This is a genomic window from Azospira sp. MPR-E4 (assembly GCF_058809645.1).
Map to the genome: position 1 here is coordinate 1 of NZ_JBXAST010000080.1, position 11,363 is coordinate 11,363.

14 protein-coding genes are annotated in these 11,363 nt (G+C 67.6%); 2 read left to right on the forward strand and 12 right to left on the reverse strand.

The genetic code is table 11. The features are described 5' to 3' along the window. Positions 1-224: 224 nt before the first annotated feature. The 4 genes from rpmG to radC form a co-directional block, all read right to left on the reverse strand. On the reverse strand, positions 225-380 hold the full coding sequence (gene rpmG, locus AC1RTA_RS15690; protein WP_014236622.1) for a 50S ribosomal protein L33: 156 nt from the start codon (positions 378-380) through the stop codon (positions 225-227). A 30-nt stretch (positions 381-410) separates the two neighbouring features. Further along, positions 411-644 carry a 50S ribosomal protein L28 gene (rpmB, locus tag AC1RTA_RS15695; protein ID WP_014236623.1) on the reverse strand — a complete coding sequence of 78 codons (234 nt, stop codon included), beginning with the start codon at positions 642-644 and terminating at the stop codon, positions 411-413. Between the two features lie 116 nt (positions 645-760). Beyond that, complete coding sequence (locus AC1RTA_RS15700) at positions 761-1,135, reverse strand: PilZ domain-containing protein (protein ID WP_083833939.1); 375 nt, start codon at positions 1,133-1,135, stop codon at positions 761-763. 72 nt (positions 1,136-1,207) lie between these two features. Continuing rightward, positions 1,208-1,885 carry a RadC family protein gene (gene radC / locus AC1RTA_RS15705; protein ID WP_492785260.1) on the reverse strand — a complete coding sequence of 226 codons (678 nt, stop codon included), beginning with the start codon at positions 1,883-1,885 and terminating at the stop codon, positions 1,208-1,210. 47 nt (positions 1,886-1,932) lie between these two features. On the opposite strand from radC, the gene coaBC reads away from it, so the two are divergent. Both coaBC and dut read left to right on the forward strand, forming a co-directional pair. Continuing rightward, a complete protein-coding gene (gene coaBC / locus AC1RTA_RS15710) occupies positions 1,933-3,117 on the forward strand; it encodes a bifunctional phosphopantothenoylcysteine decarboxylase/phosphopantothenate--cysteine ligase CoaBC (protein WP_492785261.1) in 1,185 nt (394 codons plus the stop codon). Between the two features lie 18 nt (positions 3,118-3,135). Next, positions 3,136-3,585: a dUTP diphosphatase gene (dut, locus tag AC1RTA_RS15715; protein WP_130460089.1), complete on the forward strand. Its 450-nt coding sequence runs from the start codon at positions 3,136-3,138 to the stop codon at positions 3,583-3,585. A gap of 177 nt (positions 3,586-3,762) precedes the next feature. Here the strand turns inward: dut and AC1RTA_RS15720 are convergent, their stop codons facing one another. The 8 genes from AC1RTA_RS15720 to AC1RTA_RS15755 all read right to left on the reverse strand — a co-directional run bounded on the left by AC1RTA_RS15720 (position 3,763) and on the right by AC1RTA_RS15755 (position 11,334). Continuing rightward, positions 3,763-5,058 (reverse strand): FCSD flavin-binding domain-containing protein, encoded by a 1,296-nt coding sequence (locus tag AC1RTA_RS15720; RefSeq protein WP_014236628.1) that lies wholly within the window; start codon positions 5,056-5,058, stop codon positions 3,763-3,765. Continuing rightward, entirely contained in the window at positions 5,058-5,393 is a 336-nt protein-coding gene (locus tag AC1RTA_RS15725; RefSeq protein WP_014236629.1) for a c-type cytochrome, read from the reverse strand. Before AC1RTA_RS15725 ends, AC1RTA_RS15720 begins: the two co-directional genes overlap by 1 nt. Positions 5,394-5,495: 102 nt before the next feature. Beyond that, positions 5,496-6,791: a mechanosensitive ion channel family protein gene (locus AC1RTA_RS15730; RefSeq protein WP_492785262.1), complete on the reverse strand. Its 1,296-nt coding sequence runs from the start codon at positions 6,789-6,791 to the stop codon at positions 5,496-5,498. Between the two features lie 9 nt (positions 6,792-6,800). Beyond that, positions 6,801-8,129, reverse strand: a complete 1,329-nt coding sequence (locus tag AC1RTA_RS15735; RefSeq protein WP_492785263.1) for an RsmB/NOP family class I SAM-dependent RNA methyltransferase — start codon at positions 8,127-8,129, stop codon at positions 6,801-6,803. 73 nt (positions 8,130-8,202) lie between these two features. Next, positions 8,203-8,940 (reverse strand): DUF3108 domain-containing protein, encoded by a 738-nt coding sequence (locus tag AC1RTA_RS15740; protein ID WP_492785264.1) that lies wholly within the window; start codon positions 8,938-8,940, stop codon positions 8,203-8,205. Positions 8,941-9,189: 249 nt separating this feature from the next. Then, on the reverse strand, positions 9,190-9,846 hold the full coding sequence (gene purN, locus AC1RTA_RS15745) for a phosphoribosylglycinamide formyltransferase (protein WP_205230852.1): 657 nt from the start codon (positions 9,844-9,846) through the stop codon (positions 9,190-9,192). A 36-nt stretch (positions 9,847-9,882) separates the two neighbouring features. Further along, a complete protein-coding gene (locus AC1RTA_RS15750) occupies positions 9,883-10,635 on the reverse strand; it encodes a hypothetical protein (RefSeq protein WP_492785265.1) in 753 nt (250 codons plus the stop codon). A gap of 36 nt (positions 10,636-10,671) precedes the next feature. After that, a complete protein-coding gene (locus AC1RTA_RS15755; RefSeq protein ID WP_130460083.1) occupies positions 10,672-11,334 on the reverse strand; it encodes a DedA family protein in 663 nt (220 codons plus the stop codon). Positions 11,335-11,363: the final 29 nt, after the last annotated feature.

Here is an 11,363-nt window from a genome sequence, read left to right on the forward strand (position 1 = left end):
TGGGGGGGGGTTTTTTTTTGCGGCTTTCGCTTGTGGCAGCTGTTTCCGGCGGGGAGGCCGACAGCGTTGGGGGGGGGCAAGGTGCCGTTTCTGCCCCGAATCCGGCTGCAAAGCGGGGGGGGGGCAAAGAACGGGTGCTCATATGCGGCGGCGCTCCGGGGCGAAGGCCCAAAGAAAAACCCGCCACAAGGGCGGGTTTTCCGGTAGCCAAGCCTTTGGGGGGCTTACTTCAGCTTGGTTTCTTTGTAGATCACGTGCTTGCGGACCTTGGGATCGTACTTCTTGATCTCGATCTTTTCCGGCTTGGTACGCTTGTTCTTGGTGGTGGTGTAGAAATGGCCGGTCCCAGCAGTGGACTCCAGCTTGATCTTTTCACGCATGTCGCAGCTCCTTAGACCGTGAAACGCTTATTACACTTCGCCGCGGGCACGCAGATCCACCAGGACCTCGTCGATACCCTTCTTGTCGATCAACCGCAGACCGGCGTTGGAAACACGCAGCCGGATGAAGCGGTTTTCGCTCTCAACCCAGAAGCGACGATACTGCAGATTCGGCAGGAAGCGGCGCTTGGTTTTGTTGTTGGCATGGGAAACGTTGTTCCCGACCATCGGGGCCTTGCCCGTCACTTGGCAGACACGCGCCATGATTTGCTCCAGAAAACTTGGAAGGAAAGCCCGCGATTGTAACGCAACTGCCTGAATAATATCAAGCCTCTTTTGCGTTTTCCTTTTGCCCGGGGCGGCAAAAAGGCCGGAAAGCCTTATCCGGCGTACCTTTCCGTCCCGGGTAAAAAATGCTGGGCGAGTACACGTTGCAGCTGAACCTTGGCTGCGCCCGTGAAGCCGACGAATTGTACCCCATGCCGGAAGCAGCAGTGACGGTCGGAGTGCACCGAATAGGCCATGCGGCAGCGGAATTCCAGCACCAGCGGGCGTTCGTGGGAGTGGGTGGGGGGCACGGACAGCCGCATGGTGAACTGGCTGGAGGTGTGCAGGTTGTGGTCCGTCAGTACGGCAGCGCCGGCCTGGGAAACGTCGTGGGTACGGCCGTGATAGACCCGGTCCGGCTCGCTGTCGAGGACGATCATGCACGACCACCGGGCTGGGTACCGGTCATATTGGCGCTGTTCTTTCATTGCAATTGGGAATTGTTGTTATCTGGTCAGCGCGCAGTATAACCACAGACCCCCTCTTACTATTGATATAGATCAGAGCAAGCCCCGCTCGGAAAAAGAAAGGGGCGGGGTGTTGCCGGCGACGACGAAATGGTCCAGCACCCGCACCTCCACCAGGGCCAGGCTCTGCCTGAGGGCGGCGGTGAGCTGTTCGTCGGCCCGGGAGGGCTCGGCGACGCCGGAAGGGTGGTTGTGGGCGAAGATGACGGCCGCCGCATTGCGGGCCAGGGCCGTCTTCACCACTTCCCGGGGATAGACCGCCGTCTGGGTCAGGGTGCCGCGGAACAGTTCCTCGGCGGCGATGAGGCGGTTCTGGGCGTCCAGCCACAGGGCCAGGAACACCTCCCGCGGCTCGCCGCCCAGCCGGGCCCGCAGGTAGTCGCGCACCGCATCCGGGGAATTGAAGGCATGGGGCCGCTCCATTTCCTCCCGCAGGGCGCGCCGGGACATTTCCAGGACGGCCTGGATCTGGGCGTACTTGGCGCTGCCCATGCCGGGCACGGCGCTGATCTCCTCCGCCGTGGCGGCAAACAGCCGGGTCAGGCTGCCGAAACGCTGCAGCAGGCTGCGCGCCATGTCCACTGCGCTCTGGCCCCGCACCCCGACCCGCAGGAAGACGGCCAGCAGTTCGGCGTCGGAGAGGGCGGTGGCGCCCTGCTTCAGCAGCCGCTCCCGGGGGCGTTCGTCTTCGGGCCAGTCGGTGATTGCCATGATCTCAAGTAGAATCGGGCGGATCAGCCATTCTAGCGATTACGACAATGGAATTGTTGGGCAAGAAAATACTCCTCGGCGTCACCGGCGGCATCGCCGCCTACAAGGCGGCCGAGCTGACCCGCCTGCTGCAGAAGCAGGGGGCCACGGTGCAGGTGGCCATGACCGAGGCGGCCATCCATTTCGTCGGTGCGGTGACCTTCCAGGCCCTGTCCGGCCAGCCGGTGTTCACCGACCAGTGGGATGCGCGCATGGCCAACAACATGGCCCACATCGACCTCTCCCGGGAGGCGGACGCGGTGCTGGTGGCGCCGGCCTCCGCCGATTTCCTGGCCAAGGTGGCCCACGGCCAGGCCGACGACCTGCTCACCACCCTGGTGCTGGCCCGGGATTGCCCCCTGCTGGTGGCCCCGGCCATGAACCGGCAGATGTGGGAAAACCCGGCCACCCAACGCAACGCCGCCACCCTGGCGGCGGACGGCATCACCCTGCTGGGCCCCGCCTGCGGCGACCAGGCCTGCGGCGAGGTCGGCGCCGGGCGCATGCTGGAGCCGGCGGAAATCGTCGAGGACCTGATCGCCTTCTTCCAGGCCAAGCCCCTGGCCGGCAAGCGGGTGCTGCTCACCGCCGGCCCCACCTTCGAGGCCCTGGACCCGGTGCGGGGCATCACCAATCTTTCGACCGGCAAGATGGGCTACGCCCTGGCCCGGGCCTGTGCCCAGGCCGGCGCCGCCGTCACCCTGGTCTCCGGCCCCACCGGGCTGGCCTGCCCCCGGGGCGTGCTGCGGGTCGATGTGAGCGCCGCCCTGGAGATGCAGCGGGAAGTGCTGGCCCGGGCCGGGGAGAGCGACGTCTTCATCGGCGTTGCCGCCGTGGCCGACTACCGGCCGGCCGCCCCGTCCGCCCAGAAGATCAAGAAGAACGCCGCCGCGATGACGGTGGAGCTGGTGAAGAACCCGGACATCCTGGCCGAAGTGGCGGCCCTGCCGCGGCCGCCCTTCTGCGTCGGCTTTGCCGCCGAGAGCCACGACCTGGCCACCTACGCCGAGGGCAAGCGCGTCAACAAGAAACTGCCCCTGGTGGTGGGCAACCTGATCAGCGACGGCTTCGGCGGCGAGGACAATACCGTGGTCCTGTTCGATGCTGCCGGCGCCCATCCCCTGGCCACCGCCAGCAAGACCGAGGTGGCCCGCAGCATCGTCGCCGCCATTGCCGAGCGTCTGCCCCACTGATTTTTATCTGGAGAAACAATGCATCCCGTCGACGTCAAACTGCTGGACCCCCGCCTGCACGAAACCCCGCCCCAGTACGCCACCCCCGGTTCCGCCGGGCTGGACCTGCGGGCCTGCATCGAGGCCCCGGTGAAGCTGCATCCGGGCGAAACCCAGCTGATTCCCACCGGCATCGCCATCCACCTCAACGACCCGGGCATGGCCGCCATGATCCTGCCCCGCTCCGGCCTGGGCCACAAGCACGGCATCGTCCTCGGCAACCTGGTGGGCCTGATCGACTCCGACTACCAGGGCGAAATCATGGTTTCCACCTGGAACCGGGGCAAGGAAGCCTTCGTCATCAATCCCCTGGACCGCATCGCCCAGCTGGTGGTGGTGCCGGTGCTGCAGGTGCAGTTCAACCTGGTGGACGAGTTTGCCGCCAGCGACCGGGGTGCCGGCGGTTTCGGCAGCACCGGCAAGGGCTGATCCCGGCGCCGCTCGGCGCCCTGTGCAATGAGAAAAGGCCGCGCTTCCGCAAGGAGGCGCGGCCTTTTTATTCGGCTGCAGGGGGGAGGTCCGGGAGGCAGGCAGGACGGGCCTGTTGGCCATGTCATGGCGGAGATGGCCGTCCTGCCTACCTCCCGGCAGTGCTGCTTTTTCATTCTAGGCCAGGGCGTCGGCCCAGATGTTCTTGGCCCAGCCCAGGGCGAACTGGGCTTCGGCGACGCTGCGCACGGCGGAGACGCCGCCGGAGCCGGGCACCGGCAGCACCGTCTTTTTCTCGGCGTCGTACTGGTGGATGGAGGCCACGTGGCAGGCTTCCGTGGAACTGAGGAAGCTGTAGCAGGTGTTCATCACCACCGGATTGGGATTGGGCGCCTCGCCGGCCAGCAGGTTGAGGATGGCGGCGGCGGCCAGCTTGGCGTGCTGGTTGGCCATGTGGCCGGACTTGGGCATGGTCGGCGCCGGGAAAATGGCGTCGCCCAGGACGTGGATGCCCGGGGTGTTGGTGGATTCCAGGCTCAGCCAGTCCACATCGACCCAGCGGTTGTTCACCAGCTTCAGCCCGGCGGCGCTGGCGATGGCGCCGGCCCGCTGGGGCGGCACCACGTTGAGCACGTCGGCCCGCACCTTGTCGAATTCGAAAAGGGCGGTGGTGTTGGTCACGTCCACGTCGATCAGCTCGTGGTTGGGCCGGTATTCGACGATATTCGGGTACAGCTCGCTCCAGGCCTTGGTGAACAGGCCCTTCTTGGAGATCACGTCCTCGTTGGCGTCCAGGATCAGCACCTTGGACTTGGGCTTGTGGGCCTTGAAGTAGCTGGCCACCACCGAGGCCCGTTCGTAGGGGCCGGGCGGGCAGCGGTAGGGCGCCTTGGGAATGGTGATGGCGAAGACGCCGCCGTCCTTCATGGATTCCAGCTGCTTGCGCAGGGCCACGGTCTGGGGGCCGGCCTTCCAGGCGTGGAGGATTTTCTCCTGGGATTCCTTGGCGTCCAGGGCCGGCACCAGGGACCACAGGAAATCGACGCCGGGGGAGAGCACCAGGCGGTCGTAGCTGAGGCTGCCGCCCTGGGCCAGGCGCAGGGTGCGCTTGACCGGGTCCACCGCCACGGCTTCGTCCTGGATCACCTTGACGCCCCAGCGGTTCTTCAGGCCGTCGTAGGAGACGGTGATGTCGTCCAGGGTCTTGTCGCCGGAGAGGATGAGGTTGGAAATGGGGCAGGAGATAAAAGTGGGGTTACGCTCTACCAGGGTGACGCGGACGCCGCCCTCGCTCCACTTGCGCAGGTACTTGGCCACCGTGGCGCCGCCGTAGCCGCCACCCACCACCACCACGTGGCCGGCAGCCTGCTTGCGGGGAACCGGGGCGCTGGCGCAGCCGGTCAGGGAGGCGGTGACGGAAGCGGCGGAGACGATGCCCGCGGCCTTGAGGAAATCCCGGCGTTGCATGGTCATTACTTGCCCTCCCGTTTCTGGGCTGCCAGATAGGTGGTGATCAGGTCCAGCTGCTCCGGGGTATAGCCCTTGGCGATCTGGTGCATGATGGTGGCCGGCCGGCTGCCGTCGCGAAAGCCGTTCAGCTTCTGCAGCAACACGCCCTTGTCCTGGCCGGCCAGCACGTCCATGGCGCCGGGCTGGGCATGGCCGTCGGTGCCGTGGCAGTTGGCGCAGGTGGCGGCCAGATTGCGGGCCAGGTTGGGGTCGGCGGCAAAGGCCGCGGTGCTGCCCAGGCCGGCGGCCAGGACGGCGAGCAGGGAAAGGCGTGACATCAGGTGGCGCGCAAAGGGCATGGCATCTCCTTGGCTAGACGAAGGCAGTCCAGATTTGGCCCGGAGTATAACAACCGCAGCGGCGGAGTTTCCCCCGCCAAAACGGAATATTTCGGTCTTTTCTTATAACCTGGTGGCACTCTCGGCCGCTGCCGTAGGGGCCTCGCCGAGCATGCGCACCTCCCGCTGGGGGAAGGGGATTTCGATGCCTTCGGCCTTGAAGCGCTTCCAGATCTCCAGGTTGATGTCCGAGCGCAGGGCGCCGGAACCTTCCTCCGGGTCTTCGATCCAGAAGCCCACCTCCAGGTTGATGCCGCTGTCGGCAAAGCCGGTCAGGTAGGCCCGGGGCGGCCGCTCCTGCAGCACCCGGGGATGGGCTGCGGCCGCCTCCACCAGCACCGCCATGGCCCGCTCCACATCGCTGTTGTAGCCGACCTGGACGGCGGTCTTGAGGAATACCTGGGTGTCCGTGTAGGACTGGTTCTGCACCACGTTGGCGACGAACTGCTCGTTGGGGATCAGGTATTCGGTGCCGGCCAGGCCCCGCAGCACCGTGTAGCGGGTGGTGATCTGGGTCACCACGCCGCTGGTGGCGGCGTCGATGGCGATGAAGTCGCCCAGGCGGATGGAGCGGTCGAGCAGGATGATGAAGCCGGAAATGTAGTTGCTGGCAATCTTCTGCAGGCCGAAACCGAGGCCGACGCCGAGGGCGCCGCCGAAGACCGAGAGGGTGGTGATGTCGATGCCCACCAGGGACAGGCTGATGAGCACCGCCACCAGGGTCAGCAGGGCCTTGATGATGCGGGCCAGCACCGCCCGCACGTTGGAATCCAGCTTCTGCGCCCCCATCAGCCGGGCCTCCGCCAGGCCGGCCAGCCACAGGGCGCCCAGCACGGTGACGAAAATGGTGACCAGGCCGTGCAGGATCATCCACAGGTCGAGGCGCTGCTTGCCCACGGCGAACTGCACCTGCTCCATGGCATCGATCACCGGCAGGTCCAGGCCGGTGATGTGCAGGGCTGCGGCCAGCCACACCAGGGTGGCGATGACCCGTTCGGAAGCCGCCAGCCAGCCCGAGGGGGCAAAGGCTTGGCGCAGGATGTAGACCATCAGCCGGATGCCGGCCAGGGACAGCATCAGGGGCACGGCCAGGGACAGCAGGTTGACGTGCATGTGGGGCTTGAGTAGGGCCCGTGCCAGCACCACCAGGCCCGCCGCCAGCAGGGGGAAGAGCAGGCGCTTGACCCCGCTGCGGCCCGCGTGCCAGCGCTCCGGCGTCGTCTGAATGCGGTTGCGCACTTGGCGCGAGGCGAAGAAGGCGATGCCGATGCAGCCGAGGAGCACGGCCATCTGCCAGAAAATGCGGGGATTCTGCAGGTCGTCCCACAGGTCGGTGAATAGCTGGGGCAGGGTTTCCATGGCGCGGGCTTACTTGGCTTGACGTTCGAAGACGGCGGCGAAGAAGGCGTCGCTGTCGTGGCGGTGGGGCAGCAGGGCCAGACGGCCGGCGGGCATGGCCTCCAGCCCCGGCAGCTCGATGCCCTGGGCAGCCAGGATGTCGGCCACCGGCACGGCGACGAAGTCCGGGTGGGCGGCGAGGAAGGCGTCGGCGACGGCGCCGTTCTCTTCCTGCAGCAGGCTGCAGGTGGCGTACACCAGGCGGCCCCCGGCCTTCACCAGGCGGGCGGCGGAATTGAGGATGGCGCTCTGCTTGGCGTTCAGCTCGGCGACGGACTTTTCGTCCTGGCGCCACTTCAGATCCGGATTGCGGCGCAGGGTGCCCAGGCCCGAGCAGGGCGCATCCACCAGGACCCGGTCCAGCTTGCCGGCCAGGCGCTTGATGCGGGCATCGTTCTCGCTCTCGATGCGTACCGGATGCACGTTGGAAAGACCGGAACGGGCCAGGCGCGGCTTCAGGTTGTTGAGGCGCTTCTCCGACACGTCGAAGGCATAGAGGCGGCCGGTGGAGCGCATCAGGGCGCCCAGCAGCAGGGTCTTGCCGCCGGCGCCGGCGCAGAAGTCGGCCACCATCTCGCCCCGCTTGGGCGCCAGCAGCAGGCCCAGCAGCTGGCTGCCCTCGTCCTGCACTTCCACTGCACCGTCCATGAACAGGGGATGGCGGGAGAGGGCGGGCTTGCCGGCCAGGCGCAGGCCCAGAGGCGAATAGGGGGTGGGGCTGGCGGCGATGCCGTCCTTGGCCAGTTGGGCGGCGACGGCATTGCGTTCCGCCTTCAGGCTGTTGACCCGCAGGTCCAGGGGCGCCGGCCGGTTGAGGGCGGTCACCAGGGCCTGGGTCTCTTCGGCGCCGTACTGGGCCAGCAGGCGCTGGTAGAGCCAGTCCGGCAGGTCCAGGGCGATGGCCGGGGCGCTCAGGCCGAGGGGGCCGCTGGGGTCGAAATGGTCTTCGCCGCGGCCGATGGCGGCCCAGCGCTGTTGCAGGTGTTCCACCAGCTCGGCTTCGCCGTGGCGCAGCAGGGCTTCCAGGGCCTTGGCGTCCAGGCCCTGGTGGCAGGCCAGGTGGGCCAGCAGCAGGCGGCGGGCGTTCACCTGGGGCAGCACCAGGGCTTCCAGGCTGCGCTTGTGGCGCAGGATGGCGAACACGGCCTCGGCCACGAAGCCCCGGTCCCGGTGGCCCAGCTGCTTGTGCTCGCGGAAGTAGCGGGAGAGGGCCGCATCCGCCGGGTGGTTCAGGCGCAGCACCTCGGTGAGGGCGGCGATGGCGTGCTGGAACAGGGCGGGAGCGGGTGCGTGGGTCATGGCGGTCTTCAAAAAAACGTTGGCCCCGGAGGGCGCGGAAAATCGGTGGGGCCGGAACCCCGGCGGGCGGCGTCTATTCGCTGCCGACCTGGAGTTCGGTGGCGATCTGGTCGAAACGTTCGCCCTTCTTGTCGATGTGGCGGATCTTCACCGGCAGCAGCAGGCGGTCCGTGGCCAGCCACACTTCGGTGGTGGTGTCGCCGCTGGCCCGCAGGTGCAGGGTCGGCACGCTGCCGAAGGCCAGCTCCAGGACTTCCTCGCCGACCCGGGTGAAGCGGATCGTGTCCAGCTTGCGCCCGGTGCTCACCGGCAGATCCACCGTGGCGCCCACCTGGGGCAGGTAGCCGAAGGCGTAGTAGAAGCTGATGAAGTCCTGGGCGCCGGGGGGCAGGGTCTGGCGTCGCTGCTCCCTGCCCTGGACGACGCTGCCGGCGTTCCAGTCGAAGTCGGCCCGGTCGCCGGTCTCGCTGCCGTTCTTGCGGGCGACGAAGGTTTCCGGCTGCAGTCCGGCCGGGCCTATTTTACCCCGGCTCTCGTAGGCCACCTGGACCGACTTGAAGAGGGCCGCCAGGCCGGTGGTTTCGGTGACGCCGGTGAGCCGGTAGCGGCCGTCGGCGATGCGCCATTCGTGGATGGTCTGGCCCACTTCGAAATTCTGCTCGCCCTTGATGACAACGAAGCGGATGCGGCCCCGGGGCGGCAGCCGGGGCTCCACTGCCGCCGGCGGGGCAGGCTCGGGGGCGGCCACCGGCGCGGCTTCCGGCACCGGGGCGGCGGCCGCCGGCTCCGGCTGGGCCTGGGGGGCGGGCACTGTCGCCGGCCCAGGCGGGACGGCCCTGCTGGGCCTGGGGGCCTTGGGCGCGGCTTTCGGCGCGGGTGCCGGGGCAGGGGGTGTTTCGGGCCGCCGCTGGGGGGTCAGGGTGGCTTCCAGGGGCGGCGAGGGCGGTTCCTCGCCCAGCCCGGGCAGCTCGACTTCCGGCAGCACCAGGGCGCCGATATGGAGGAAGAGGGAGGTCGCCAGGGCCAGCGCCAGGGCGACGGGGATGGAACGCTTCAGGGATCAGCTCCGGGCCGGGGGGGAAATGAGGGCGCTGGCGGCGGCCATGGGGTTGTCGGCCAGCAGCACCCGGCCCTGTTCCAGGCGCAGGCGGCCCTGGCAGAACCAGGCCACGGCGGCGGGGTAGACCTGGTGTTCCTGCACCAGGACCCGGGCCGCCAGACTGTGCTCGTCGTCCCCTTCCAGCACCGGCACCACGGCCTGGGCGATGGCGGGGCCGTGGTCCAGGGCCGGGGTGACGAAATGCACGGTGCAGCCGTGCACCCGGCAGCCTTCCTCCAGGGCCCGCTGATGGGTGTGCAGGCCGGGGAAGGCGGGCAGCAGGGAGGGATGGATGTTGATCAGGCGGCCTTCGTAATGGCGCACGAAGCCTTCGGAGAGGATGCGCATGAAGCCGGCCAGGATCACCAGGTCCGGGGCGTGGGCGTCGATGGCCTCGGCCAGGGCGGCGTCGAAGGCTTCCCGGCTGGGGTAGGCCTTGTGGTCCAGGGCGGCGGTGGCGATGCCGGCCGCCTTGGCGGTTTCCAGGCCCTTGGCGTCGGGCCGGTTGGCGATCACGGCCACCACCCGGCCCGGATAGGCAGGATCGGCGGCGGCCCGGAGGATGGCCTCCATATTGCTGCCGCGGCCGGAGATGAGGATGACGAGTCTTTTTTTCATGTCTGCTGGGGCCCGGCAGGGGCTGCCGGGACGGTCCTACTTGATCGGTGTGAGGGCGGCCACCGGCAGGAAGACTGCGGTGGCCAGGTTCTGCATGACCCGGTTGACGGTGCGGCCGTTCTTGTCGGCCACCACCACCGAGAGGAAATCCAGGAGGCCGACCAGGCGGCCGATTTCCCGCTCGAAGGAGAGGTTGCGCACGGCGGCGTCCGGCTCGTTGGAGAGGATGTACAGCTCGCCTTCCACATTGCGGTTGTTGTTCAGGCGCCAGGCGACGATTTCCAGGTTGCGGGCGCAATTGTAGAGCTTTTGCGCGTCGAGGCCGTCAAGAACGTAAAAATCGGTCTTGTACTCGTAGGCCGCCTGGACCATGCCGTTGATCCCGGCCATGAGGGCCAGCACCCGGTCGCCGTGGTAATCCTCGCGGAAGGCGAGCAGCATGGCCTGGGCCTCCCGTCGCCCTTCCAGCTCGGGCCACTGGTTGTTGTCGAAGATGCGGGCCACGGCCGCTTCCAGGGAGGGCTGGCCGACCTTCTTCCATTCCCGGGGATTGCGCCGGTACAGCTTTTCGGTGAGGCGTTTGAGGCCGGCGCTGACTTCCCGCTGGCTGGCGTCGATGACCCGGTCGATGTCGGTCTTGGCGATGGCCCGGGGGTCGAAGCGGGATTCGCTACGCCCGTCGTGGCTGGTGCGGGTGGTGCAGCCCGGCAGGGCCAGGGCCAGCAGCAGGGCAGCCGCTGCGGCCAGGGCGGGGCCGGCCCGCGCTCCGTCTTGTTCCTGCTTCCCCATGATTCCCCCTTGGTTTTTTGTCTGTGGTTGTGCCGTTCAGCCGGTGCTGGCCTTGCGCGCCTTGCAGTAGCCGATGACGGCCGGCAGCAGGGACACGGCGATGATGAGCACGATCACCAGCGACAGGTTGTTCTTGATCAGGGGCAGGTTGCCGAACCAGTAGCCGGCCAGGCTGAGGGACACCACCCAGGAGACGCCGCCGACCACGTTGAAGAAGGTGAAGCGGCCGTAGCCCATCTCGCCCATGCCGGCGACGAAGGGGGCGAAGGTGCGCAGCAGGGGCAGGAAGCGGGAGATGACCAGGGTCTTGCCGCCGTGTACCTCGAAGAAGGCGTGGGTCTTTTCCAGGGCGGCCCGGTTCAGCAGGCGGGAATTCCAGGCCAGGATGCGGTGGCCGAACCAGCGGCCGATGACGTAGTTGAGGCTGTTGCCGAGCACGGCGGCGAGGGACAGGCTGAGCATCAGGGGCATCAGGGCCATGTCGCCGATGGCGGCCAGGGCGCCGGCGACGAAGAGCAGGGAGTCGCCGGGAAGGAAGGGCACGACGACGAAGCCGGTCTCGGCGAAGACGATGAAAAAGAGGATGGCGTAGATCCAGGGGCCGTATTGCTGGACCAGGACGGCCAGGTGCTTGTCCAGGTGCAGGACCAGGTCGATGAACTGCAGGAAGAGGCCGGTGATTGCGTCGAAAAATTCCATGGGGCGGCAGGGAGTATGGGGGCGGATGG